The sequence below is a fragment of the Ureibacillus chungkukjangi genome (assembly GCF_044795995.1).
Lineage (GTDB): Bacteria > Bacillota > Bacilli > Bacillales_A > Planococcaceae > Ureibacillus > Ureibacillus chungkukjangi.
On sequence record NZ_CP085009.1, the window covers coordinates 2,162,645 to 2,189,403 of the forward strand.

Annotated in this window: 28 protein-coding genes, 1 pseudogene and 1 other annotated feature; of the genes and pseudogenes, 10 read left to right on the forward strand and 19 right to left on the reverse strand. The window is 35.8% G+C overall.

Translation table 11 applies throughout. The features are described from left to right. Positions 1–64: 64 nt before the first annotated feature. The 11 genes and pseudogenes from LG296_RS10715 to LG296_RS10765 form a co-directional block, all read right to left on the reverse strand. A complete protein-coding gene (locus tag LG296_RS10715) occupies positions 65–1,216 on the reverse strand; it encodes a thiolase family protein (protein WP_107933222.1) in 1,152 nt (383 codons plus the stop codon). Between the two features lie 67 nt (positions 1,217–1,283). Beyond that, the gene (locus tag LG296_RS10720; protein WP_107933220.1) at positions 1,284–2,054 is read right to left on the reverse strand and encodes a 3-hydroxyacyl-CoA dehydrogenase; all 771 of its coding nucleotides are present in this window, start codon (positions 2,052–2,054) and stop codon (positions 1,284–1,286) included. Between the two features lie 205 nt (positions 2,055–2,259). Further along, positions 2,260–2,409, reverse strand: coding sequence for a YfhE family protein (locus LG296_RS10725; RefSeq protein ID WP_107933218.1), 150 nt, complete (start codon positions 2,407–2,409; stop codon positions 2,260–2,262). A 150-nt stretch (positions 2,410–2,559) separates the two neighbouring features. After that, positions 2,560–3,624: a branched-chain amino acid aminotransferase gene (locus LG296_RS10730; RefSeq protein WP_107933217.1), complete on the reverse strand. Its 1,065-nt coding sequence runs from the start codon at positions 3,622–3,624 to the stop codon at positions 2,560–2,562. A gap of 294 nt (positions 3,625–3,918) precedes the next feature. Continuing rightward, positions 3,919–4,593, reverse strand: coding sequence for a GNAT family acetyltransferase (locus tag LG296_RS10735; protein WP_107933215.1), 675 nt, complete (start codon positions 4,591–4,593; stop codon positions 3,919–3,921). Positions 4,594–4,692: 99 nt separating this feature from the next. Continuing rightward, the gene (locus tag LG296_RS10740) at positions 4,693–5,544 is read right to left on the reverse strand and encodes an alpha/beta fold hydrolase (protein ID WP_107933213.1); all 852 of its coding nucleotides are present in this window, start codon (positions 5,542–5,544) and stop codon (positions 4,693–4,695) included. A gap of 40 nt (positions 5,545–5,584) precedes the next feature. Beyond that, positions 5,585–5,971, reverse strand: a complete 387-nt coding sequence (locus LG296_RS10745; RefSeq protein ID WP_107933211.1) for an aspartyl protease family protein — start codon at positions 5,969–5,971, stop codon at positions 5,585–5,587. Between the two features lie 240 nt (positions 5,972–6,211). After that, positions 6,212–6,628 (reverse strand): hypothetical protein, encoded by a 417-nt coding sequence (locus LG296_RS10750; RefSeq protein WP_107933209.1) that lies wholly within the window; start codon positions 6,626–6,628, stop codon positions 6,212–6,214. Between the two features lie 114 nt (positions 6,629–6,742). After that, on the reverse strand, positions 6,743–8,053 hold the full coding sequence (locus LG296_RS10755) for a hemolysin family protein (protein WP_107933206.1): 1,311 nt from the start codon (positions 8,051–8,053) through the stop codon (positions 6,743–6,745). 35 nt (positions 8,054–8,088) lie between these two features. Next, entirely contained in the window at positions 8,089–8,328 is a 240-nt protein-coding gene (locus LG296_RS10760; protein WP_235867583.1) for a transcriptional regulator, read from the reverse strand. Between the two features lie 15 nt (positions 8,329–8,343). After that, positions 8,344–8,496 (reverse strand): annotated as a pseudogene (locus tag LG296_RS10765) (MerR family DNA-binding transcriptional regulator); the annotation flags it as partial. 539 nt (positions 8,497–9,035) lie between these two features. Here LG296_RS10765 and hpaB point away from each other — a divergent pair. After that, complete coding sequence (gene hpaB, locus LG296_RS10770) at positions 9,036–10,475, forward strand: 4-hydroxyphenylacetate 3-monooxygenase, oxygenase component (RefSeq protein WP_107933202.1); 1,440 nt, start codon at positions 9,036–9,038, stop codon at positions 10,473–10,475. Positions 10,476–10,638: 163 nt separating this feature from the next. On the opposite strand, the gene hslO is transcribed toward hpaB, so the two are convergent. Together hslO and LG296_RS10780 are read right to left on the reverse strand one after the other, a co-directional pair. After that, a complete protein-coding gene (gene hslO, locus LG296_RS10775) occupies positions 10,639–11,532 on the reverse strand; it encodes an Hsp33 family molecular chaperone HslO (protein ID WP_107933200.1) in 894 nt (297 codons plus the stop codon). 70 nt (positions 11,533–11,602) lie between these two features. Beyond that, positions 11,603–12,025, reverse strand: a complete 423-nt coding sequence (locus LG296_RS10780) for a MarR family winged helix-turn-helix transcriptional regulator (protein ID WP_107933198.1) — start codon at positions 12,023–12,025, stop codon at positions 11,603–11,605. 300 nt (positions 12,026–12,325) lie between these two features. Between LG296_RS10780 and LG296_RS10785 the strand changes: the two genes are divergently transcribed. The 7 genes from LG296_RS10785 to LG296_RS10815 all read left to right on the forward strand — a co-directional run bounded on the left by LG296_RS10785 (position 12,326) and on the right by LG296_RS10815 (position 18,109). Beyond that, positions 12,326–12,862 (forward strand): GNAT family N-acetyltransferase, encoded by a 537-nt coding sequence (locus LG296_RS10785; protein WP_107933196.1) that lies wholly within the window; start codon positions 12,326–12,328, stop codon positions 12,860–12,862. A 657-nt stretch (positions 12,863–13,519) separates the two neighbouring features. After that, entirely contained in the window at positions 13,520–13,642 is a 123-nt protein-coding gene (locus LG296_RS10790; protein WP_268968867.1) for a hypothetical protein, read from the forward strand. An 86-nt stretch (positions 13,643–13,728) separates the two neighbouring features. Further along, positions 13,729–13,866: a hypothetical protein gene (locus LG296_RS10795; protein ID WP_181417969.1), complete on the forward strand. Its 138-nt coding sequence runs from the start codon at positions 13,729–13,731 to the stop codon at positions 13,864–13,866. A gap of 417 nt (positions 13,867–14,283) precedes the next feature. Further along, positions 14,284–15,366 (forward strand): glutamate 5-kinase, encoded by a 1,083-nt coding sequence (gene proB, locus LG296_RS10800; protein WP_107933194.1) that lies wholly within the window; start codon positions 14,284–14,286, stop codon positions 15,364–15,366. A 14-nt stretch (positions 15,367–15,380) separates the two neighbouring features. Then, complete coding sequence (locus tag LG296_RS10805; protein WP_107933192.1) at positions 15,381–16,646, forward strand: glutamate-5-semialdehyde dehydrogenase; 1,266 nt, start codon at positions 15,381–15,383, stop codon at positions 16,644–16,646. 297 nt (positions 16,647–16,943) lie between these two features. Further along, positions 16,944–17,423: a hypothetical protein gene (locus LG296_RS10810; RefSeq protein WP_107933190.1), complete on the forward strand. Its 480-nt coding sequence runs from the start codon at positions 16,944–16,946 to the stop codon at positions 17,421–17,423. A gap of 47 nt (positions 17,424–17,470) precedes the next feature. After that, a complete protein-coding gene (locus tag LG296_RS10815; RefSeq protein ID WP_107933188.1) occupies positions 17,471–18,109 on the forward strand; it encodes an alpha/beta family hydrolase in 639 nt (212 codons plus the stop codon). 36 nt (positions 18,110–18,145) lie between these two features. Here LG296_RS10815 and LG296_RS10820 read toward each other — a convergent pair whose 3' ends face one another. The 5 genes from LG296_RS10820 to LG296_RS10840 all read right to left on the reverse strand — a co-directional run bounded on the left by LG296_RS10820 (position 18,146) and on the right by LG296_RS10840 (position 23,021). After that, positions 18,146–18,496 carry a DUF3889 domain-containing protein gene (locus LG296_RS10820; protein WP_235867582.1) on the reverse strand — a complete coding sequence of 117 codons (351 nt, stop codon included), beginning with the start codon at positions 18,494–18,496 and terminating at the stop codon, positions 18,146–18,148. Positions 18,497–18,908: 412 nt separating this feature from the next. Continuing rightward, positions 18,909–20,279 (reverse strand): argininosuccinate lyase, encoded by a 1,371-nt coding sequence (gene argH, locus LG296_RS10825; RefSeq protein WP_107933186.1) that lies wholly within the window; start codon positions 20,277–20,279, stop codon positions 18,909–18,911. A 66-nt stretch (positions 20,280–20,345) separates the two neighbouring features. Then, positions 20,346–21,560 carry an argininosuccinate synthase gene (locus LG296_RS10830; protein WP_107933184.1) on the reverse strand — a complete coding sequence of 405 codons (1,215 nt, stop codon included), beginning with the start codon at positions 21,558–21,560 and terminating at the stop codon, positions 20,346–20,348. A 174-nt stretch (positions 21,561–21,734) separates the two neighbouring features. Beyond that, the gene (locus LG296_RS10835; protein ID WP_107933182.1) at positions 21,735–22,484 is read right to left on the reverse strand and encodes an SDR family oxidoreductase; all 750 of its coding nucleotides are present in this window, start codon (positions 22,482–22,484) and stop codon (positions 21,735–21,737) included. A 93-nt stretch (positions 22,485–22,577) separates the two neighbouring features. Then, a complete protein-coding gene (locus LG296_RS10840; protein WP_107933180.1) occupies positions 22,578–23,021 on the reverse strand; it encodes an Rrf2 family transcriptional regulator in 444 nt (147 codons plus the stop codon). A 230-nt stretch (positions 23,022–23,251) separates the two neighbouring features. Between LG296_RS10840 and hmpA the strand changes: the two genes are divergently transcribed. Next, positions 23,252–24,424: an NO-inducible flavohemoprotein gene (hmpA, locus tag LG296_RS10845; RefSeq protein WP_107933179.1), complete on the forward strand. Its 1,173-nt coding sequence runs from the start codon at positions 23,252–23,254 to the stop codon at positions 24,422–24,424. 70 nt (positions 24,425–24,494) lie between these two features. Here the strand turns inward: hmpA and LG296_RS10850 are convergent, their stop codons facing one another. After that, the gene (locus LG296_RS10850; protein WP_107933177.1) at positions 24,495–25,439 is read right to left on the reverse strand and encodes an MBL fold metallo-hydrolase; all 945 of its coding nucleotides are present in this window, start codon (positions 25,437–25,439) and stop codon (positions 24,495–24,497) included. Between the two features lie 147 nt (positions 25,440–25,586). Beyond that, positions 25,587–25,804, forward strand: a binding site (T-box leader). A gap of 133 nt (positions 25,805–25,937) precedes the next feature. Here LG296_RS10850 and proC point away from each other — a divergent pair. Continuing rightward, positions 25,938–26,744 (forward strand): pyrroline-5-carboxylate reductase, encoded by an 807-nt coding sequence (gene proC / locus LG296_RS10855; protein ID WP_107933175.1) that lies wholly within the window; start codon positions 25,938–25,940, stop codon positions 26,742–26,744. Positions 26,745–26,759: the final 15 nt, after the last annotated feature.

The window sequence follows — 26,759 nt, forward strand, 5'->3', positions numbered from 1 at the left end:
TAGAACATCAAGTACCAGATTGGTAGTTAATGGAATTGAAATAGTTACAATTGGATATGAATTTTTATGTCAGCCTCTCGATAATGGTTGCGTTTGCCATCCCCATCCCCTCACAAATTGCTAATAAACCATAACGTTGGTTTGTACGCTCTAGTCGATTCATAAGAGTAACCAAAAGTTTCGTTCCAGTTGCGCCTAATGGATGACCAAGTGCGATTGCCCCTCCGTCTGGATTTAGTTTTTCAGGATTAGCTTCTAACTCCTCTAACCAAGCTAGAGGTACTTGAGCAAACGCTTCATTAATCTCATATGTGTCCATATCATTAATAGATAAATTCGCTTTTTCCAAAACTCTTCTCGAGGCTTCAACTGGACCTGTTAACATTAAAGTCGGATCAGAACCAACAACACTACGAGCAATTATACGTGCCTTTGGTTTAATTCCTAATTGGTCCGCCTTTTCACGTGACATTAAAAGAACAGCTGATGCTCCATCACTAATTTGGCTAGCATTACCTGCAGTAATGACACCATCTTCATAAAATACTGTTTTTAGCTGACTAAGTACTTCAACAGTGGAACCTTCACGAGGTCCTTCATCTACTGAAAAATGCTTTGTTGTTCCGTCCTCCTGTTGTATTTGTACAGGAACTATTTCCTTCTCAAATCTTCCCTCTTTAATGGCAGCTAGTGCTTTTAAATGACTATTTGCAGAATATTCGTCAAGCTGTTCTCGCTTAAATCCATAATCTTTGACCATCAACTCTGATGAGATTCCTTGATTTACAATCAAATACTTGTCAGTTAGCTTTGAGCTTGGTTCTACACCTAAGCTATTTGAAAACATAGGTACACGTGTCATACTTTCAACTCCACCAGCTATTACAATTTCCATATCCCCTGACGCTATGGCCTGTGCTGCGAAGTGTACTGCTTGCTGACTGGAACCACATTGTCGATCAATCGTTACACCAGGTACATGTATTGGGAAGCCTGCTATTAACAAAGAAGCTCTTGCAATATTTAAACCTTGCTCCCCAATTTGAGTCACACAGCCTAAAATTACATCTTCGACATCCCCTTTATTTACACCCGCACGTTTTACGACTTCATCTAGAACCACTGCAGCCAGCTCATCTGCACGAATGCCCGAGAGCGCTCCCTTTCGTCTACCCACAGCTGTTCTGACACCCTCTACAATTACGACCTCTCTCATTTCCCTAAAAATCCCCCTTTGGTTCTTGCCTTATATTGTATATTGGTGACACCCCTCCAATTTTCAATCAACGTGGAGCCATTCGAATCCCGCCATCTAATCGAATCACTTCCCCATTAATATAATTATTTTCTAATAAAAATTGAACTAACTCAGCATATTCCTCCGCTTTTCCAAGCCGTTTGGGGAACTCTACCATACTGCCTAATTTTTCTACTATTTTTTCAGATAGACCCGCCGCCATTGGTGTATGGAAAAGCCCAGGAGCAATAGTATTGATGCGAATGCCAAATTCAGATAAATCTCTAGCTATTGGCAAAGTCATTCCTGCTACTCCAGCTTTACTTGCACCATATGCTGCTTGACCCATTTGCCCATCAAAAGCAGCAACGGAAGCTGTATTCACTATACTTCCTCTTTCTCCATCTTCTGTAATTGACTCATTCTTTGCCATTTGTTCAGCAGCTAATCGAATTACATTAAAGGTACCGATTAAGTTAATATCTATTACTTTTTTAAAATGCTCTAATGAGTGAATCCCTTTTTTACCAATTGTTTTAGCAGGAGGAGCAATCCCCGCGCAATTCACACAAATATGAAGACCTCCAAATTGCTGCACTGTTTGCTCGATTCCAGCCTTTACCGATGCCTCATCAGCTACATTTACAGAGGCGAAAGCAACATTATCTCCTAGCTCTTCCACAATTTCTTTCGCTCTTACCTCATTAATATCAAAAATAGTAACCTTAACACCCTTTTGATGAAGATTGCGCACTGTAGCAAGACCTAATCCAGATGCACCACCAGTAACGATAGCTATTTTGCTTTGTAAATCCATTCCTACTCCCCCTAGAAATATTTTTTCTATTTATGCCTAATTTTACAAACTAATAATTCATGTTAAAAAGCTAATACTATTATATGGATTTCTATTAGACATTATTACTTGCAATCTATTACTGTCTCGTATGTGAAGGTTAATATGTATAAAAGTAAAGGGAAATTATAAACCCCAAAGCAGCTACCTGCCTTGGGGCGATTTGTTACATATTCTTTTTTTGTTTATTTTGATTATCTCGTTTTGTTGCACTATCTGCACGTTTAAATTCATCATGGTATAGAACTTCTTGTGTTGCAGTTAGTTGATTGTCTTGTACTGTTAACTGCTCATGTGGCTGCTTATGCTCCTTCATGGTATAACACTCCTCTCCTAATTTAATCTTTGTTAGTTTGACCGTTGTCAGAATTCATATTCTGTAATTGTTTAAAAAGAAGTTAAAAACGTATTCAGCAACAATAAAAAACGCAACCAGCAAAAGAGCTGACCGCGTTTTAGCAAATATCTATAATCTAATTGTCCACCCAAAGGTATCGTCAATGGAACCGTATTGAAGACCTGTTAATGTGTCATAAAGCATTTGTGAAATTTCACCGATTTCACCTTTGTTAATACTCATTTTGTCATCTAAATATTTTAACTCTCCAACTGGAGAAATTACTGCAGCTGTCCCAGTACCGAACACTTCTTCAAGTGTTCCATTTTGATGAGCTTCTACCACTTCATCGATCGAAATTTGTCTTTCTTCAACTGGAATACCCTTGAATTTCAACACCTGAATCATGGAATCACGAGTTATGCCAGGCAAAATACTGCCATTTAAAGCCGGTGTGATCACAATACCATTAATTTTAAAGAAGATATTCATACTTCCAACTTCTTCAATATATTTATTTTCCTTACCGTCTAACCATAAAGTTTGAGCATAACCTTCACGACTCGCAATTTCTTGTCCCTTTAAGGCGCTGGCATAGTTTCCGCCAGTTTTCGCCTCTCCAGTTCCTCCCTTTACGGCACGGACAAATTGTTCTTCAACCAAAATTTTCACCGGATTAATACCTTCCTTATAGTATGAACCAGATGGAGACATTATAATTATAAAATGATATTTTTTAGAAGGATGTACACCTAAGTTTGGTTCTGTAGCAATAATGAAAGGTCGAATATACAGTGAAGTCCCTGGATTATTTGGAATCCAATCACGATCTACTGTAACTAATTGCTTTAAGCCCTCTAATGCTAGCTCTTCATCAATTGCTGGTATACAAAGACGTTCATTAGATCTATTTAAACGTTTAAAGTTTTGGTCTGCACGGAATAATAAAGCGTCATTATCCACAGTAACATAAGCCTTTAAGCCCTCGAAAACAGATTGACCATAATGGAAAATCATTGCAGAAGGATCTAGAGAAATCGGTTGATAGGGTACGATACGAGGATCATGCCACCCCACTCCATCAGTGTAGTCAAGGATAAACATATGGTCAGAGAAAAAATGACCGAAACCTAACTCTTCCGGAGCTGGTTTTTCTTTTGGATTTGTTGTTAGTTCTGTTTTGATGTCAAACATTGTTTATAGCCCCCATTAAACTTAAAAATTAAAAAATTTTTCTAATAAACTTTCTATAGATTAATATTACACTTTTTTCATTAACATACTAGTCTTAAATATCGATAAATTCTGACAAATTATTAAGGAATTTTGTTCGTATGCTGCTAAATCGCTCTGTCCGCTTCATAAAAGGGAATTGAGGCTTTTATATTTTCAGGGGAAAGTAAAATATTTTTTCATAAAAAAAGTGGGGGATTTCTATTATGCATAGAATTCCCCACTGCACTATTAAACTTTATAAGAAGTTAAAGCCTATAGAGGTAAGAGCCTCAATGTCTCTTGTGCCTCTAAATTCTCAATCATCTCCAACCATTGCTTTGGTTTATTTGATAAAACTGAGTAGTAATTTTTCAAAAAATCAATAACTAATGAAGCTTGAATTTCACTTAAAGCTCCATCTGTTGGCATAAAGCAAAAATCTAATCCCGATACAGCTTCTCCATCATTTTTCCACGATGGGTGAACATATGAGAAATCGATTTTTTTGTAGCCTAGATGCGATAAAACCTCACGACGAACATAAGGATTCATTGGCATCACGCCACCAAAATCAAATTCCTCCTTCATCATATAAGGATTATAAATTTCGGCAAATCCACCCTTTAAAACTTCGCCATTTTCCTCAGCTAATCGGTTTAAATCCTTTTGTCGCTCCTGTGCTAAAAAACGCCCGATAGATTGACCAGGCTTACCAATAATCGTAAAATCAGTCATGGCAATTGACCAACCTGGGTAATAGCGGTATTCTGTAGCACCCACAACTTCTCCTTCGTGAACCGCAACAAAAACACGGATACTTGGATCCTCTAACGGTTCCTTCCATAGGTCAAATTCTAATACTTCTTCTGGAGGGAAGATCTCTCCTAAAAGCGTATGCAATTTTGCAAATAAAGGGTCATTTATGTTAGTAATCCGAATAAATTCCATAGTGAATGCCACTCCTTTAGTGTATAGATAGTAATAATACTTTATTCGACATCTTATTTTAAAAATCCTTTTTCATCACGTCAAAAAAGAAAGCCCATCCTAAGATGGACTTGCTACTGTCATGGTACTGTTTACGAATTCCTCAAACCTATCTTCTTCCTCAGAATACGGTGAGTGATTGCTTTCCTCGAATAAAGTAAAGTGTGCATTCGGTATTAAACTTGCAATCTCTTCACCGAATTTCATAGGGCATTGTGCATCAAACTTCCCCGCATATATGTAGCTTGGTATTGAAACGGATTTTAATTGCTCCCGTACGTCAAAATTCGAGTATTCAATCTTTCTAAAATAATCTAAACGCGGACCAACCGTTTTACCACTATTTGGAACCTTTAAGGATTCCTGTAGCTTTTCTTCACTAACATAAGACATTAATGCCCACTCATAGCCTAATTTCCGACGTTCCTCTATCGGTGTATTCGGGTTATTTAGGGCATCCATAATTTCTAGAATACGAGTAAAATTAGGATTTAGAGAGCAATAAATACTATCCGGGTCATTCGCATACTCGTAACTAGCTGCCGCCCCACCAGCTATTATTTTAGTTAAAGCTTGTGGAAAGCTAATTACATATTTTAAAGCAAGCATCCCTCCAGCAGAATGGCCTGCAAAACCCCACTCATCATAATTTAACGCTTCTCTAATTGCCTCTAAATCTAGTACAGCTTCTCCCATACTGAATTGATTCTCACTAGCTGCAGCGGCTGAATTACCTGCCCCGCGAAGATTGATTAAATAGACTTTGTAGTGCTTAGTGAAAGGATTCGCGAAGGTATTACCTAATTGGCTATATTCACTATATAAATGTGTAACAGCTAAAGGCTCCCCTTCACCTTTTTCAAAGTATTCAAATGATCCTCTTTTTGTTTCAATAATTTTTTGAGTCCACATTTTCATCACTACTCCAAGGGTTTATTTGGTAAGGAAGAATCTAACTCTCACTTTGTATTAAAAGTTTTTCAATATTGATCAATGCTTTCATACGCATTAGCAAATTTAAACCTATTATCCCGTCTAACTGAAAATCATAATCCATCTCACCAATTTCCATCTCAATTTGCTCTGCCTTCATTTGGCCGATATGAATGGAATCAAGTATTTTAGAATAGACAATTTCAGAGCCGCCAATTCCATACACTCGATAAATTGGATCCTCTGCTTCTGGAAAAATCCCAATCATTTCAGCTATCTCTGATGAAATTATAGAGCTCGATGAACCAGTATCAATCAACACACGAGTTAAATGTAAATTTCTCCCTTTGTATTGGATTTCCATATCCGTTAACAATAATCCTTCATTGATGGATAATTTTTTCATTCAGCCACCTACCTATATAATAAGTTAGAAAATCTATAATTCAATTTTCCAACTATATTTGCCCCAATATATGCTAGTCCATATCCATAAAGTACCTAATAGGTGGGTTAAAATGGCCAAAATAAGTTTATGAAAATGATGGGGATAAATTGCATTAAAGAACCAAATAAAGGTAACGAATTATTCAACCTAAATTAAAAGAGGTGTCCCATTTAGGAAACACCTCTTTTAAAGTGAACTTCACAATTCACTTTCCAATAGACTTTTTAATTTGTCTGCATATTCCTCATCCAATTTGCCGTAGCCCTCTTCTTCATTGTTACTGATTATAGTGATTGTATCGTCAAAGTTATACCAAATTCTATATAGATAAAGCTCGTCTGGCTTATCCTTTTCATCTGCATAAAACAAAGTGGCAATTAAATCCTCAGAACCAGCATCCTCTGGTTCTTCTTCTGGCTCCCATTTAACTTCTTCTAGTAGACTTTTAATAGAATCTAACGTAATAAGATCAAGAATCATATCCTCATCCTCTAAAGAATCATCACTTGCTACGCGTTGGACATCTATTCTTATCAAGAAATTTTCATCATTTGAGCATGCCACAAGCATCGTTCCCAGCAAACATAGGAACAAAAGATTAAAGAGCTTCTTCAAAATATTCCCCCTCTAGATAATATACACAGTCCCATCCGCGTCCAAATAATAATAAAAAAGCCTAAAGATAAAACCTCTTTAGTCTCAATAAGACAAAAGAGGTCGAATAAAGGTTTATACTGTTAAGTTTGAATTTTGTTTAATTTCGATATAGCGTAACTGAAGTCCATCTATCTCGTGTATAGAGAATGTATAACCAGCATGTTCAATGATGTAATCTTGCTTTAGCTCCATATCTTGCGAGTAATACCACCCACCGAGTGTATCGACATCTGAATTATCCATTTCAATGTTCAGGAATCGTGCTACTTCTTCTAATAGTATTTTTGAATAGACAATAAAATGACCATCATTTACCTTACGAATTTCAGGAATCTCATCATCGTCAAATTCATCTCGAATTTCACCAACTAATACCTCTAATATATCCTCTACTGTAACAAGTCCAGAGGTACCTCCATATTCATCTAACAAAATAGCGATATGTGTTCGTTCTTTTTGCATCCTGGTTAAAAGTACTTGAATCGGTGTAACCTCAGTTGTATAAATCACTGGATTAATGAAATTTTCGATATTAAAGTTTTCTACCGTAATGCGATTGGTCATTCCCTGTGTTAAAAAATCCTTAATATTAATGAACCCAATAATATTATCTCGATCCTCTTCATAAACAGGGTAACGAGTATAACGCTCTTCTTGAATAGTCGTTAAAACCTCATCATAAGTTGCCTTTTTATCGAAAGCAATAATATCAGTTCTTGGAACCATTATCTCACGAGCAATACGAGCATCAAATTCAAAAACATTATTTACATAGTTTAATTCGTTTTGATTGATTTCACCATTTTTAAAGCTCTCTGTCATTAACAAACGGAGTTCTTCTTCGGTATGTGAAAGCTCATGCTCAGAAGCTGGCTTCATGCCGAAAATTCCAACTAAAATACGAGCTGCACCATTTAAGAACCAAATGAAAGGATAAAGTATTTTATAGAAAATCATAATTGGCTTTGCAAATGAAAGAGTAATTGTTTCAGCTTTTTGAATAGCAGCTGTTTTGGGTGCTAATTCCCCAACAACTACGTGTAAGAATGTAGCGATTACAAAAGCAGCAGCAATAGTGAAATAATGAATATGCTCTGATGCAATCCCAAACATTCCAAACAATGGCTCTAAGATAAACTCAAAGGTTGATTCTCCTACCATACCAATACCTAATGCCGTTACAGTAATTCCTAATTGACAGGCAGATAAATACTCATCCAAGTGGGTAGTTACATGCTTGGCAGCTAAAGCACCTTTTCTCTCTTCAGCAACTAATTGGTCGATCCTTGAATGTCTTACTTTTACAATGGCAAACTCAGTTGCCACGAAAAATGCAGTTAAAGCTAATAAAATTGCAAATATTGTTAAATTCAGTGCGGTCAATCATCGTCTTACTTAAAAAAGTAAGACTTCACCTCCTAGGTTATAAGTAATAATAAGGATTGCATTAATGCAACACTTTCTGATGAAACTTTATCTTTAATGGATTCATTTTTTGATTGTTCCTGCTGTTGCATTTTTTGTACAAGTGTTGAAATTTCATTTTTCAATGAAGTCATTTGATTACAAATATCTTGTATATCAATTTCTTCTTTTTGCACATTTAAATTTTCAAAGGAAAGTTTTATATCACTTAAGCACATGCCTTGTGCTTTCATCTCTTCGATTATTTTAATACGTTCGATTGCTTCAGAAGTATAGAAACGATAATTTGAAGTAGAACGTTCAGCTTTGAGTAAGCCAAGATTTGTATAATAGTCAATTGTGCGTTTTGTGATTCCAGTGGTTTCAGCTAATTCGCCAATTTTCAGTTTCTCGATCCCAATTTACTTCCCTCCAAACCATCACGTGATGGTTTTATTATACAGATGTTCATTTTTAATTTCCAGGTTATTTTGTATTTGTCACATTGTATTTTGTGTTATAGAGTTTTTATTTCCATTTAACTGTTTCATATTATATTCAAAAAAGATACTTACAGACCACTCTAAATGCTAAACTTTTATTTTTATATAAATTAGTTCAAAGCTCTTATTTAATCATATTTTTAAAAGATTTTTTTAGGTAATTTTGTTGTTAGCAAACGTTTAATTATTTATAAATCGCAATAATAAAAATTTTGCTATTTTCAGGTGTAATATTTGCTCCCGTTGCATCCCGAACTTCTATTTTATTATTTCAATTTATAAGAGACATTGTTTTGACTTATCCAAAGAACATTAAAATTTTTTGTCCCAATCCAATTATACTAACCAGGAAAGGAACAAATTAGTAATTTTTAAATAAAATAAATTGTATTACCCAAATTGTTCAACAACTACTGAATATACTTAACCTTAGAATTTAATTTTAGGGAGTGTAAAATATGGGGGCTATTAGTGGGCAACAATATATTGATAGGATAAACCAATTGAACCCTGAAATTTGGGCTGATGGAAAACGAATTAGCGGGCTACTTTCAGAACATCCCCTATTTAAAGGGTTAATACTATCAAAAGCAGCACTTTATGATTTACAGCATAATCCAAAAATTAAAGATGAACTGACCTTTCCCTCTCCTATATCAGGAGATGCTGTTGGTCTTTCCTTCCTAGCACCGAAAACTAAAGAGGACTTACTAAAAAGAAGAAAAATGATTGAGCACTGGGCAACACATACTCACGGTATTATGGGGCGAAGTCCAGACTATTTAAATACGGTGTTAATGAGCTTTGCATCTTCTGCTGATTACTTAAAGGGAAAAGAGAAAAGCTTTCCTGAAAATCTTATTAGACTATATGAAACTGCAAGAGAAAAAGATTTAACTTTTACACATACCTTTATTACACCACAAGTAAATCGTTCTCAACTTCACCTTGAAAATGGCGAATCACCAATTGCAGCGAGGGTAATAGCGGAAAATGAGCAAGGAATTGTTATTAAAGGGGCTCGCCTTCTTGCCACTCAAGGAGGACTAACTGATGAAGTATTGGTTTTTAGTATTGGAAAATTCATTTTTAATGAAGAAGAAGCATTTGCCTTCTCCATACCCTCGAATACAAAAGGGTTAAAATTTATTTGTAGAGATTCATTTATTGGGGGAGAGTCAGATTTTGACCATCCTTTAAGTTCCAGTTACGAAGAAATGGACTCAATTGTTGTTTTTGATAATGTTTTAGTTCCTTGGGAAAGAGTATTTTTTTATAATAATGGAGATGTAGCAGAAGAATTTTTAGAGAAATGTTCCTTCCATGCATTTGCCAAACATCAAGTTTTAATTCGACAAATCGTGAAAACCGAATTTATATTAGGACTTACAGAATTACTAATAAAAACTATTAATGTTAGAGAATATCAACATATTCAAGAAAAAATGTCAGAAATCATTATCGGTCTTGAAACCTTAAGAGCCTTGTTAGAAAAATCAGAGAACCATGCTTCTTTAGATGAATGGGGCAACATGAGACCTGATGTGCTTCCTTTAAAGGTAGCTGGAAATCTATTTTCTAAAATTTATCCACGTTTTATTGAAATTATGCAATTAATCGGAGCTAGTGGGATGATTACCTTACCTACAGAACAATCTTTTCACTCTCCTATTCGTAAAGATTTAGATCAATATCTTCAATCCGCAACAAAACCTGCTTATGATAGGGTTAAAATTTTCCGATTAGCATGGGACTTATCTATGAGTGCTTTTGGAACTAGACAAACACAGTATGAAAGATATTTTTTTGGTGATCCAATCCGTTTATCTAGTGATCTTTATCTCAGTTATCCTGTCAATGAATACGTTAGTAAAGTTAATCATTTTCTTAAACTTTAGTATGATTTAAATTAATACAAACAAAAAACTACTTAAATTACTCATCTACTGTCAGTAGTTTTTATATTTGTGCATATATTTAACTTAAGAGTTAGATTATAAATAGAATTAAATATTATAAAAGCCTATTTAAAACGTTCAGCGTTCAAAATAGGCTTTTCCATTAATTTAATTGGGTTTTGATTTCATTTACTAATGCTTGTAATTCAGCCTCAGAGAAATCATATGTTTCTAAACAGAAGTGGCATTGTGTTTCAATATTGCCTTCTTCTTTAATCATTTCTTCTAATTCTTGAACACCTAATCCGATGATTGCACGACTATATCGTTCTTTTGAGCAATTACATTCGAATTGTACTGGCATATGGCTTAAAACTTGTACATTGCCTGCTTCACCTAAAACAGCTTCTAGAATTTCCTCTGGTGTCAATCCCTTTTCAATCATTTTTGAAACAGGCTCAATTGTAGCTAAATGCTTTTCTAATGCCGCAATTGTTTCCTCTTCACAGCCAGGCATTAACTGAATGATGAAGCCCCCTGCGGCTAGAATTGTGTTATCAGGATTTACTAGAACCCCTAAACCAACTGATGAAGGTAACTGTTCACTTGTAGCGAAGTAATAAGTAAAGTCTTCAGCGATTTCCCCTGATACAATCGGAACCTGACTTGAGAACATTTCCTTCATTCCTAAATCCTTCACAACAGATAAAAATCCTTCTGTGCCAACACCTGCACGCACGTCTAATTTACCTTGCTCATTTAGGTCAAAGTGAACTTGTCCATGTGTTACAAAACCGCGGACATTTCCTTTTGCATCTGCATCAAGGACCATTGCACCAATTGGACCGTTTCCTTCTACCTTTACAGTAATCTTGTCTTCCCCTTTAAGCATCGCACCCATCATCACACTTGCTGTCATTGAGCGACCAAGTGCTGCTGAAACAACTGGCCACGTACTGTGCCTTCTTTGTGCTTCTCCAACTGTTTCTGTCGTACGTGCTGCAAATGCACGAATTTGTCCATTATAACCTACTGCTCTTACTAAATAATCTTTCATCTATAGAAGCTCCTAACGTAAATAATTATTTTTTCTTTCAATACTAAAAGATAAACCCTTGATTGAATGCTTACTTTATATTTTCTTGGATACGTTTTAGCATAACCATTAAACTCTGTAATTCTACATCACTGAATTGTTGAAACATTTGATTAGCAAAGCTTAACTTATCCTTTTGACAACTCATGATTTGCTTGTAGCCTTCTTCTGTTAATTGTACAATCGTTTCCCGATTATCAGCTGGATTACGTCTTCTAGATACAAGGCCATCCGACTCCAATTGCTTTAAATGACGAGTAATTGCGGCATGATCGATATTAACAATTTTTTGTAAATTGGATTGAGAAATTTCACTATATTGAATAAGCTGATACAAAAGCTCAAAGCGCGATAAGCTAAGGTTTGTACTTCTCTCAAATTTAGGTCCTAGCTGATTACTAAGTGTTTTAAGTAAAAATAACAGCTCTTCCTGCTCTGAAATTTTAATGTTCAAGCCTCTCCCTCCAGTCAAAAACTACAAAGTTAGTTATTGATTATTTGAGCTATCAATCATTGAGCCCTCAATAATATAATCTCTTTTTATTTCAAAAGCAAATAAAACGAATAAGTCTTATTTATAGTTATGTTTTGTAAAAATGTAGAAAATTTAAATAATTCTAGTTTATAATGATAGTAATGTAACGAAAGGTGTGATGAAAATGACTATAAATGAAAATGTGATTGAAAAGTAAAAGTCTTGTACTCTCTTTTCAATCTAATCTACCAACCTATTATTTTTGAAAAGAGGCTAATTATGTATACAGATAACGAATTAACAATACGACCAGTTAAGACAAGTGATCTAAATAGGCTTTGGGAGCTTATTTATAAAGAAGAGCAGCCAGAATGGAAAAAATGGGACGCCCCCTACTATCCACATACGGCCATGACCTTAGAAGATTTTTTACCTACGGGAGCATCATTAGTTGATAGTAAAGATTTTTGGGTAATTGAGGTTCATAATGAAATACGAGGGATTGTTTCATATTATTGGGAGCACGAGCCATCAAAGTGGCTGGAGATGGGAATTGTTTTTCATGAGCCCACTTCCTGGGGCAAGGGTCTTGGTACACGAGCCATGAAGTTGTGGATTGATCATCTATTCTCTACAATGCCACTTATAAGAGTTGGCTATACAACCTGGTCTGGGAATGATCGTATGATTCGAGTTGGTGAAAAACTCGGCATGACCCTAGAGGCAAGAATTCGTAAGGTTCGATTATACAATGGCGAGTATTACGATTCCATTCGCATGGGACTATTACGTGAAGAATGGGAGAAAATAAAATAAAAATTCGAAGGAGAGTTGGTCTTTTTAGACTAGCTCTTTTTTTATGCTTAGGAGCTAGAAATACGGTGGGATGCGGTTTGAGATGAGGATAAATTTCATGCTGTGGCAAGAAAGACGGCTGGATGGATGGAGTTCATGATAGCGGGAGAACTTCAGAACGGTGCTAGAAATGTCGCTTGATGGAGTATATATGTCTGATGAACTGCATCACGAAGTTAGAAAGGCTTCGCCATGCCGTTCATATGGCGGATGAACTGCACCACGAAGTCAAAAGCCAGCTCCATGCTGTTCATTCCAATAACCCAAGTCCAGCTCACCCCATCTAGTTAACATAATAATATTATTAATCCTATATATTACCACCACTCCCCTCTCCAATCAAAATTGATTTCCTCACTCTTTTATTTACACAAAAATGACTCCTATTTAATCGTTTTATTTCATGAAATATAACCGAATTTAGTTTGGATAGGCTGGAAATTTTTATGAAAACGTCATCAATATGAACAATATGTGAAATGTTTCACTAGCTATTTTATTTTTACTATTTTAGGGGTACAATAGATTTAAGTTGATATATAACAACAACCAATCATCACCCATACAAAACGCATTGTTATATAACAATTAATAATATTAAATGGAGGAGATCCTGTTATGTGGGTTATCACTGTATTTGAAAGAAATACGTATCGTATGTTCGAGTTTGAAAACAAAATGGAAGCACGTCAAGCCCTCATAGGATTAAAAGGCTCCGCCATTTTATCGTTTACCAAATAACCTTAGTCCTTTGATAAAGAATTACTTTTAAAATTGCAGCGGTCTTTTATGATAAATAAATTCAAAACATTAGGAGGCGACCCGACATGTGGGTAGTAACAATTTTTGAGGAAAAAACTTATCGTATTTTTGAGTTCGACACAAAAGAAGAAGCCACTACTGCATTAAAAAAAATCGAAATACCAGCAATTCTTTCATACACAAATTTAACTTTAATAGCTTAATATTTCCGGAGACATCGATGAATTGATGTCTCTTTTTCAATTTTACAATAATCTGAATATTCCACGAAATATATTGACAATTTAAAAAGTTTGTTGCATATTAGAGTCAATATCTATCAGCTTATCGAAGAATAGTACGTAAAACCCTGTTGGTAAGAGAGCGATGTACATGGCTGCGAGACATCGTACAAAAAGGATTACGGAACCTACTTCGCTAGCCTCTAGCAAAACTAGACGCAGACTCAAGCGTTATCGAGCATAAGTGGGAATTGCTTTTGCATTCCAAACTAGGTGGTACCACGGAAAAGAAGCCTTTTTCGCCCTAATTTTTAGGGTGAAGAAGGCTTTTTATTTTTACTCAAAGCAGGGTTTTCCCTCTCTTTTAAATCAAGTTAAAGGTATCTAGGAGGAAATTAGGTGAAAAAAAAACGTATTGTCGTTAAAATCGGGAGCAGCTCTCTCACTAATGCCAAGGGAGAAATTGACCACATCAGGCTTCAAGATCATATTTCAGCACTTGTAGCATTAAAGCAAGATGGTCATGATGTTTTACTTGTTTCGTCAGGAGCAGTTGCAGCTGGCTTTCGTAAATTAGGTTACCCTTCCCGTCCTGTTACATTAAAAGGTAAACAGGCTGCTGCTGCAGTTGGTCAAAGTTTACTCATTCAATATTACTCAGAGCTCTTTAGTGAGCATCATATTAGCACAGCTCAGATTCTTTTAACACGTACTGATTTTTCTAAAAAGGATCGCTATAGAAATGCTTATGCAACCTTTACTGAATTACTGGAGCGAAACATACTTCCAATTATTAATGAGAATGACACAGTTTCAGTTTCAGAATTAACATTCGGTGACAACGACATGCTCTCAGCTTTGGTTAGTGGACTAATCCACGCTGATTATCTCATTATCTTAACGGATATTAACGGCCTCTATGACCAGAATCCAAAAAATCCTAACGCTAAACAAATAGACTATTTATCTACTATCTCAGACGATTTACTCAAAATCCCGACTGGTAGTGGCTCTAAGGTTGGTACTGGCGGAATGCAATCAAAATTATTAGCAGCTCGTACTGCCCTTCAATCAGGGGTCAAAGTTTTTATAGGCAATGGCAATGGACAAAATAAGTTAATTGACATTCTTGATGGACTCGGGGACGGTACGTATATTGGAAATGATTTGCACACTCCCCTACCGAATCCTAAACAATGGATTTCATTTACAGAGGTTTGCGGGAAGTTGTTTATAGATAAAGGCGCTGCAGAAGCCATTTTATTAAAAGGAAAAAGTCTCCTGCCTGCCGGGATATATAAGCTAGAAGGTGTATTTAGGCAGGGCGATGTAGTAGAGGTATATAGTGAAACAGAATTATTAGGACGTGGAGAGGTGCTTTATTCCAGTGATGAACTTGGTCGTGCACTAGGTAAACGGACTAATGAAATAACCTCTACATCAATCGAAGTCATCCATCGGGATAAATGGGTCAGAATCTAAAGGAGGTTTCATATATGACGGATATTGTAACTAAAAGTGAAGTGAAAACAAAAGGAAAACAAGCAAAACAAGCGAGCTATCTGCTGAACTTAAAAACTACCACTGAAAAAAATGATGCGTTAGCAAAAATAGCATATCAATTACTCCTCGACCAAAACAGTATTATAGAAGAAAATAAAAAGGATTTACTTGCTGGCAAAGAAAAAGGCCTCTCTGAATCTACCCTTGATCGACTCATGTTAAATGAAGCACGTATTCAAGCAATGGCTGATGCAATCCAACAGCTTATCAATTTAAAAGACCCGGTCGGTGAACTTCTTGAAACCATAACAAAAGAAAATGGGCTACTTATTGAGAAACGTCGGGTACCAATCGGTGTTATTGGCATGATTTATGAAGCTCGGCCAAATGTAACAATTGATGCGGCAACACTTAGTTTAAAAACTGGAAATGCTGTTATATTACGCGGAAGTTCTTCAGCTAAATTCTCAAACCAAGTACTTATTGAAACGGTTCACCGCGCATTAGAGCACACAGCCCTACCTAAAGAATCTGTTCAGTTAATCGAGGATACGAGCCATGAAACCGCAAAGGAATTATTTCATCTAAAAGAATACTTAGATGTGTTAATTCCTCGTGGTGGCAAAGCATTAATTGATCTAGTTGTAAATGAAGCCTCTGTTCCTGTATTAGAAACAGGCGCTGGAAATTGTCATGTATATGTTGATGGAAATGCAAACTATCAAATGGCCACAGAAATTATTTTAAATGCTAAAACTCAGCGACCTTCTGTATGTAATGCTGCAGAAAGCTTACTTATTGAAAGTAGTTGGTTTACAAAGCATGGAAAACTGTTATTGGAGAAATTACAAGCTACCAATATCCATCTCATCGGAGACGAACAGGTTTGTGAATTGCTCCCTTCTATCTCACTTGCCACAGAAGAAGATTATGCTACAGAGTTTTTAAGTTTAACGCTAAGCGTGAAGGTTGTTGAAAATGTCTATGAAGCAATTGAACATATAAACCGATTTGGCACTAATCATTCTGAAGCCATAGTTACAGAAGATCCAATCGCAGCCCAACTATTCTTAGCTAGTGTCGATGCGGCTGCAGTGTATCATAATGCTTCTACTCGCTTTACAGACGGTTTTGAATACGGCTATGGAGCAGAAATTGGAATTAGTACTCAAAAGCTACATGCCCGAGGTCCAATGGGCTTACCGGCATTAACCTCGACAAAGTACTTTATTTACGGGAATGGACAAATAAGAGAATAAAACTAAGGCACTTTAAACTACAACGCTGTTTAAAGTGCCTATTCTTGCTGGAAAAAGGAATATAAGGAAAATCCAGAAACCAATTCCCATTAACCATGGAATCACCTCAAATTTCCAAAAGATTGGTAGTTTTATTATTAAAATTCTATTTATCGATTCTATTATTATTATTACTATCAATAATAATACTCCCAATGCCCCTAAAACGAATATTTTTGAAAATAAATCTTCATTAAAAGCATAAATGGACTGATTTTTACGTAAATGGTTAGTGAAAGATAGGAAGGAGCTTACTGTTTGTACAAATTATTAACTGTTGTGAGTCTTTTATTTTTAATTGCTGGATGTTCTTATGATAGTAGTGAGGAACAAGTAAAAAAAGGTTCTAAGAAGCTTCTACCTCCAGTAGTTCAGCTTGAACTCGAGGACACTGTTTACAATATGGAACAAGGAGATTACTGTTGGCGAGATGAAGAATCAGCAGAATGCCTTAGCCTTCCTACTCCGATAGAAATTCTTGAATATGAAAAGGCTTTGCCTATTAAAAAAAAGGCAACGGTTACCCTACTCACAAAACGCCGCCCGACAGAGCAAACTCTAACAATCAGTGACGTTGAATCTAATCAAATAGAAGAAATATCCCTAACTAAAAATCATAAATTTAAAGCTCCTGCTACGAAGGGGGTATACATCATAAACTATTATGCAATATGGGAGAAAAATGACTCGGGAACAAGTGGTGACAGCTCTTATGTATTCAAAATTGAGGTGAAATAACTGGAAATAAATGTTAAAATAAATATAAACGAATTTAGGAGGAAACGATGCAGGTATCTAACAGGGAAATATATCACAAAGGTAAAGTAATTAAATTTACCCATATCAAATTAGGTTCTAAAACGATATGCTTCATGTTTTCTGGCTCTGGTTACAATTATGACAAACCATTGTTTTATTATTCAACAATGAAGATGATTGAGAATAATATCGATATCGTACATATTCATTATTCCTATGATGAACAAACATTGAAAAAATCAATTGAGGAATTGTCTAAAATAATGTTGGAGGATATTGACCAAGTTATTTCGACTGTTCTTTTTAATGGAGATTATAAAGAGACTATTTTTTTGGGCAAATCTCTTGGAACTATTCCTATTGCCAATTCTTTAATGAAAAGAGAAGAATATCTAAATTCTAAAATGATCTTATTCACCCCACTTTTAAATTTTGGTAAGATATTTGATCCTGTATTAATAAGCCAACATAAAGGGCTATTAGTCATAGGTGACAGGGACCCTCATTATAATGCAGAGAATATTAATCGATTAACGAAAGAAACTAACTTGAAAATTGAAGTAGTCCAAGATGCGAACCATTCATTGGATATTGTAGAATTTGATACGAGTAAATCTATAAATGCTCTGTCCAAAATAATGAAAAACGTTCAAAATATATTATAAAAGAGGTGCGAAAATACCGCACCTCTTTTCATCATACTATTGTTTTGTTTCTGTATATTTAATATCGACAACTTCTTCGGTTTGGTTATTAAAAGTGATATCGACGAAAACTCCAAATTCACTATTATCCTCTGCCTTTAACCAAAGCTTGAACTTTTCAACTGAAGTCACACTACCTACTTCTCGTCCAATATGCAAATAATCGATTACATCAGATGTTGGATATTTGGCCATAACATTTTGCATGGCCATCCTTCCCCATTTTGCATAAGCAGGTGCAATTTCTTCAGCATTCGTTGTTTGATCCTCTGGAGGTACCGTCAATATCTTTCCAACCGCAATCGTACTTAAAACCAACAGCACAGAAATAGCAACTTTAGTTTTCAACTGACCTCAATCCTCCTTTTGATTAGTGTTTTCTAATCTAAAGAGGATATTCTTAATTATCTTATGTATTAATTAACAACAGATTCAATTCATAATTAATAAGTTAATGTGCAATCTAAATAAGTATTGTCCATTTTTAAATAATCATGCTTGGGTAATTCTTAACAATAATTAAAAACTTCAAGAATTTTCTCACCAAAAACAAAAAAACCGCCTCGCGACCCCGAGAACGGTTTATGTAACTTTATATGGTCACCTGTACTTAAAAAAGTAATGGCTGCTTATAAAGTTTTTCTTTTATCAAGTTACCCTCTGGCTTGTTGATAAAAGTCGGCAAACTATTGTGCATCTCTGTACATCATTAATAGCGGCCTATATAACAAATCCTAAAATTTAGGTTTGTAACAAATAGTTAAAGACAAGCTTTTGCTTTCTCAAGCTGCAAGCGCACTTGTTCAAAGCCTGTGCCCCCAAGTGAGTTACGACGTCTAACAGCAGCTTCAGGAGCTAAAACGTCATAAACATCAGCATCGATTAAATCACTTTCATTTTTCATATCCTCAAGAGGTAAATCTAATAAGAATATCCCTCTTTGAATACAAGTGAACACAAGTTTACCTGTAATTTCATGAGCTTCACGGAATGGCATCCCCTTAGTTGCAAGGTAATCTGCAAGCTCAGTAGCATTCGAAAAATCACTATGCACTGCTTGATGAAGCCTTTCAGTTTTAACAGTCATTGTACGAACCATACCTTCAAAGATTTTCAATGCACCAAGGATGGTATGAACTGTATCAAACATCCCCTCTTTGTCTTCCTGCATATCTTTGTTATAAGTTAAAGGTGTTCCTTTTAATACTGTTAACAATCCAATAAGATTTCCATATACACGACCAGTCTTGCCGCGAATAAGCTCTGCCATATCTGGATTTTTCTTTTGTGGCATGATGGATGAGCCTGTTGAAAATGCATCATCTAGTTCGATAAATTTAAATTCATCCGTTGACCAAATAATAATTTCCTCAGCAAAACGAGATAAATGTGTCATGACCAGTGATGAATTTGAAAGAAACTCTACTATAAAATCACGATCACTAACCGCATCCATAGAATTTGCATAGACAGTACTGAATCCAAGTAGCTCTGCAGATTTTTCCCGATCAATTGGGAAAGTAGTTCCCGCCATAGCACCTGCACCCAATGGTAAAATGTCTATACGCTTCATTGACTCATTAAAGCGTTCTTTATCACGCTCGAGCATCCAGAAATAGGCCATCAAATGATGTGCAAAGCTTATTGGCTGTGCTCGCTGTAAATGTGTATAACCAGGTGCAATTGTTTCAACGTGTTGCTCTGCCTTTTGTAAAATCGTATTTTGGAAAGCTTCGATTAAGTCTACAATCTCAACAACACGTTTTTTCAAAAACAGATGCATATCTGTCGCAACCTGATCGTTACGGCTACGGCCTGTATGAAGTTTTCCTCCAACAGGTCCGATTATATCCGTTAATAGCTTTTCTAAATTTAAATGGATATCTTCGTTTGCAACACTAAACTCGAGTTCTCCAGCCTCTGCTGAATGCTTTAACTCAGCCAAACCTCCCAGAATTTGCTCTACATCCTTAGAGTCTAAAATCCCTTGAGCACCTAGCATTGTTACGTGTGCAACACTGCCTTCAATATCCTCCATAACTAACTGTTGGTCAAAGCCAATGGAAGCTCCAAATTCGTCTACCCAGCTTTCAGCGGACTTTTGGAAGCGACCTCCCCATAATTTTGTCATCCCCTACACCTACTTCTATCAATACCCTCATGTAGCCTTCGAGAGCTTGAATCGATTTCGATTATATTAGTTATTAACTACTTCTTCTATTTTCTTATTAACCTGTGAAGCTACTACTGTCGGTAACCCCCATAATTCAATAAAACCTACAGCTGAAGCATGATTGAATTGATCTGCCTTTGAGTATGTTGCAAGCTCTTCGCTATATAAAGAATTTGGCGATTTACGACCTTCAACAATGGCATGACCTTTAAATAGCTTCACACGAACTGTACCGTTCACATATTTCTGTGTTTCTTTTAGGAAACCCTCTAAAGCTAAGCGAATCGGGTTAAACCATAGACCTTCATAAATGATTTCAGAAAGCTTTTGCTCAATAATTGGTTTAAAATGAGCTAATTCTTTCACTAAAGTGATATCTTCTAATTCTTTGTGAGCGGTTAAAAGCACTTTAGCACCTGGAATTTCATAAACCTCACGCGATTTAATACCCACCAAGCGATTTTCTACATGGTCAATACGTCCGATTCCATGCGCACCTGCTACTTTGTTTAACTCTTGAATTAGATCGGCAAGCTTCATCTCCTCACCATTTAAAGAAATCGGCTTTCCTTCAACGAATTCAATCTCAACGAATTCCGGTGTATCAGGCGTATTTTCGAGAGAAACTGTTAATCCATAAGCCTCTTCTGGAGGAGCTACCCACGGATCCTCCATAACTCCCGCTTCGTTTGCACGCCCCCAAAGGTTTTGATCGATTGAGAATGGCGAGTCAATCGTTGCAGGTACTGGTACACCGTGCTTTTCTGCATATTCAATTTCTTCATCACGGCTCCATCCCCATTCACGTACTGGTGCAAGAACCTCAAGATTAGGATTTAGTGCTTTAATAGAAATCTCAAAACGTACCTGATCATTTCCTTTTCCAGTACAGCCATGAGCTACAGCATCAGCTTTTGTTTCGTTAGCTATTTCAACTAATTTTTTTGATATAAGTGGACGAGAAAGCGCAGAAACTAATGGATACTTTTGCTCGTACCAAGTATGACCCTGTAAAGAGATAAGAGCATATTCTTCAGCGAATTCATCTTTTGCATCTACCATGTAAGATTCAATTGCCCCTACTTGAAGTGCTTTATTTTTGATAAACTCAAGATCTTTACCTTCACCCACATCTAGACATACTGCAATTACGTCCCAGCCTTGTTCCTTTAACCATGGGATTGCAACTGATGTGTCAAGTCCACCTGAATAAGCTAAAATCACTTTTTTATTTGCCATGTTCCCGCTCCTCCAATTTCAAATATGTATTTTTATACATTCGAATAATTGTTTATACATGAATGTTATCATTTAATAAAAATTAATTCAAGTGTATTTTTATAAAATATTAGATTTTTAAAACAAATAAAAATACGCCTAAGTTAAAGGCGTATAATAATACTTACTAATGTATCATTTTTTATTAAAGAAACCGCTTCCCAGCTTTTCAACAAGTGAAGGTGCTACAGCATAAAGCTTGCTTGTGATAGACATTATCCTTGGAAGATTCACTTCTCTTACGGTTTTTTCAATTACTTTTAATACTTCTGACGCCACTTTCTCAGGCTTTAATAAAAAAGGCTTCATGGTCTCTCTGTAATTATTCGTTGTATCAGCTTTTTGTAAAAATGGCGTATCAATTGGGCCAGGATAGATGGCTGTTACTTGAATATTATACGAAGCTAGTTCCATTCTTAAGCCATTTGCAAAGCCCGTTATTGCATGCTTTGATGCTGCGTAAACACTCGCTTTTTTTGTTGGAACTTTTCCTGCCTGGGAGCCTATAAATATAAAATGTCCGGACTTCTGAATAATCATCTTCTTCGCCAATCGATTTGATAGATAAATGGGCGCTTTTACGTTAACATTAATCATATTTTCGATATCTTCATCATCTAAATCAAAAGCATTATTAAAGATACCGACACCTGCATTAATAATAGCTATATCTATAGAAGGAAGCTGCTCACAAACTCGATCGATATCTTCAAGCTCTGATAAATCTGCCTGGAACACGATAGCCCCCATTCTGGATAAGGTTACTAGCGAAGATTCATTTCTACCTGTTGCATAAACGGTATAACCTTTCTCTATACAAAGCTCTGTAATAATTCTCCCGATTCCGCTTGTTGCTCCTGTTATAAAAATTGCCTTTTTATTCATAAATTATGTATACTCCTTTCACTTTAGTGGATACTATTTCTGGCTCTTTATGCTCGAAAAGCAAAAAAGAGTATAGAATTAATCTATACCCTTCTAATACTGTTCAATTCCAAGCAATCTAAACATTTCATCCTTCGACATTAGAAAGTCAGCTAAACTATATTGATCTAATACTTGTAAATAAGCATTTAAAGCTTCATTAAGAGCAAACTTAAGCTTACAGGCAGGCGATAATTTACAAAGGTTATTTTCTTCATCAAAGCATTCAACCAGATGAAAATCTTCCTCAGTATGCCTTACAACTTGTCCAATATTAATTTCCTCTGGCTGGAGATTTAAACGAATTCCACCGCCTCGACCACGGATTGTTTCAATTAAACCAAGCTGTCCAAGGTCATAGGTAACCTTCATAAGATGGTTTTTTGATATATGATAGCTATCTGCAATTTCTTGTATAGTTGATAAACGATCATTCCCTTTTACACCAAGATATAATAATACTCTTAAGGAATAGTCGGTATATAAAGTTAAGCGCATCTTAGAACACCACTCTTTCTATATCACTATTATATCACTTGATTTCTTTATTTTTATAAAAATAAATTGTAATACTTTGATTTAAACATGTATTTTCAATACATATATTTGTCTAAAATGTTAAAGATGTATTCTCCGCACTACTTTGTGTCAGATTTGTTAAAGATGCATTTAGGATATTGCTTTTAATATTTGCCAGGCGTAAGATGACCTTGAAAGGACGTGATCGTATGTTATCACAGCAAACAATCGACATTATCAAATCAACCGTACCAGTATTAGAGCAACACGGAGTTACTATTACAAAAACCTTTTACAGTAATATGTTAAACAAACATCCTGAACTATTAAATTATTTTAACCGCGCAAACCAAGCAAGAGGTCGCCAACAAACTGCATTAGCAAATACAGTTCTGGCTGCAGCAAAATATATCGATAATTTACAGGCCATTATTCCACCTGTTATGCAGATTGCACACAAACATCGTGGCCTAGGAATTTTACCTGAGCACTACCCTATCGTTGGTGAAAACTTATTGGCTGCTATTAAAGAAGTACTTGGAGATGCAGCTACTGATGACATAATTAATGCATGGGCAGAAGCATATGGAGTTATCGCAGATGTATTTATTTCTATAGAAGAAGATCTATACAAGGAAGCTGAGCAAAATGGCGGCTGGAGATTATTTAAATCGTTCAAAGTAGCAAAAAAAGTTGAAGAGAATGATTTAGTTTCGTCATTTTATTTAGTACCTGAAGATGGTGTAAAATTACCTGAATATAAAGCAGGTCAATATATTACAGTTCGTGTGAAAGTACCAGGAGATGAATACACTTCAAATCGTCACTATACTTTATCACAGCCGTCAAATAAAAATGAGTTCCGTATAACAGTGAAACGTGAAGATGCAGTTAATCCAATAGGTGTTGTTTCAAATTATCTTCACGAACAAGTAAAAGAAGGCGATTCAATTCAGGTAAGTGCACCTGCTGGGTTATTCACATTAGAGGAAAATAACAACCCGATTCTATTTGTTAGTGGCGGGATTGGTGTTACACCTTTAAATACAATGCTGCAAACAATGGACCTTGGCAGACAGGTGGCATTTGTTCAATGTGTACGTGATAAAAAAGCAGTAGCATTTAGAGAGCAAATTGAGAAAAAGGTAAATGATCTAAATGGTTCTTATCGTGTTTTATTTTCAGATGAAAATGGCTATGTAACTAAAGAAGATTTAACACCATTTGTTAAAGAGTATACAGAAGTATACATTTGTGGGCCAGCTCCATTTATGGAGACAGTTATTTCCATTGCTCGAGAGCTTGGCATTTCAGGAGAAAATATTCATTTTGAATTCTTCGGTCCTGCAATGTCATTAGAAGCACAATCAAACGCTAACTAATTTTGTTGTATCTATATTTAACGACGAAAAAATCCACAGACAGAGAATTTCACTCTAGCTGTGGATTTTTTTAGTTACGTGTATAGACAATTACATCATTTACAATTTCTTCAGACACAAGCCCATCTCTAACTAAACAATCTAGATAGCCTAAGGTTTTAGACAATGTTAAGCCTAATTCAGCCCTATAATGTGCTGGATATAAGTCCATCGTTAGCTCAATAACTGTTTTAGGAGTATTAACAACATGTTTTATTAATTGTTTTAAACGCAGTTGATCTTTCTCTAAACGCTTGTCGATTAAGTCGTTTACTTCAACTATCTCTTCTCCGTGCCCTGCATATACCTTGGAAACGTTTAACTCACGTAAAAGCTTTAAGGATTCTTGTTGTTGGATTAATGCCTTAGGACGACGATTTGAAAGATCCGTCGGGGGCTCTACTAATGGATTGGCCGCAACTTTATCTAACAAAAGATCTCCACCAATTACCTCATTTGTTGATTCATCAAGAAAAATAAGGTGACTTTGTGCATGACCAGGTGTATAAATTGCTCTCAAGCCTGGATGCCCTGGAACCACATCTCCATCACCTATAAATTTAGTTAAAGGCGTTGAACCATATAGTTTAAGCGCTTCTTTGGATTCAACAATTTTCTCAAGATACTTTTCTGGAACTGCTTGCAAGCTTAACTGATTGCGATAAAAGTTCGTACGATAAGACATAAATTCTGGTTCTCTGCGAAGGAAATGATCATTGTATTCATGACCTAAAATATCTGCTTTAGGAAATGCATCTACCCACCCGGCATGATCTGGATGATGATGTGTTAACACAACCTGCTCAATATCCTCTAGCTTATAACCTGCCTCATTGATTCCTTTATTTAAAGCATCTAAAGCTACCTCTGTTTTTGGTCCAACATCAAAAAGCGAAAGCTGATCTCCCTTTACTAAAAAAGCATTAACATCCCCTATTGGGTATGGTGTAGGTATGATAATCTTATGTATATTCATGAACAATCCCCCTCATCTTGAAAGTGAAACTATTTTACTCCTATAATGAATTGTTATTCATTCATTTTATCTCTTTTTTTGTGTTTCGTCACGTATGTAATTGACAGAATTAAAAAGTGTGCATATAATTTTCATAATTCAAAAAATATTAAAGCGATGATGAAGACAAGTAAATGAATCTAAGGTTTTTAGAGAGTGCTACATTTGCTGCAAGTAGCATAACCCACTATTTTCATTGAACCTACTTCGGAGCTGTCATGTAAACATGACCGTCCCCTCTGCGATAAGGAGGATTCGAGTTGTGCCTAAATTAGGCAAATAAAGGTGGTACCGCTGAAAAGCTTTCAAGCGTTTTCGTCCTTAGTATAAGGATGGGAACGCTTTTTATATTGCTATTTAAATACATTTTCGTCCTTTGAATAAGATTTAATCGATTTTACTTAAGCGGTTCTAATGGAAGTTTATGGGGGATAAATACATTATATGGAGGGATAATTTATGCAAAAAATACTTTTTGTTGGTGCTGGTTCTATGGCAGAGGCATTAATCCATGGTTGGGTTGAACAAAAGGTAATACCAAGCCAAAACATTTATATAACAAATCGTTCGAATCACGAAAGACTAGTCAAATTGAATGAGAGTTACTCCGTAAATATCCTAGAAGATAATGCATTTATCAGTGAAATGGATTTGATTATTTTAGCTACAAAGCCAAAGGATATCTTTCATGCGATGGAAAGAATTCAACCATTTATTAGTCCAAATACAGCTGTTCTATCTGTTTTGGCTGGTATTCCAATTAACACTATTGAAGAAGGAATAGGAAAGCGACCAATTGCTCGTGTAATGCCAAATACTTCAGCAACAATCGGAATGTCTGCTAGCGGCATAGCATTCAATGCACAGGTAGATGATTATCAAAAAGTCCTTTACCTGCAATTACTTAAAGCTATTGGCATTGTGATTGAAGTAGAAGAAGATAAATTGCATGCTGTAACCGCTCTTTCAGGTAGTGGTCCTGCCTATCTCTACTACTTAATGGAGGCTTGGGAGGCTGTTGGCGCTGAATTCGGACTGACTAAAGAAATTGTGCGAGAGTTAATGGTACAAACAATTGCCGGCTCTGCTGCCATGCTTCAATCTGGGAATGAGGAACCGAATGTATTGCGAAGGAAAGTAACAAGTCCAGGCGGTACCACTGAAGCTGGAATTCACGCACTAGAAAGTAATCGATTTAATGAAGCTATTTATGCTTGTGTAAAAAGCGCTGAAGCAAGATCAAGAGAACTGGCGAACGGACAATAGATTAGTACTGTTTTT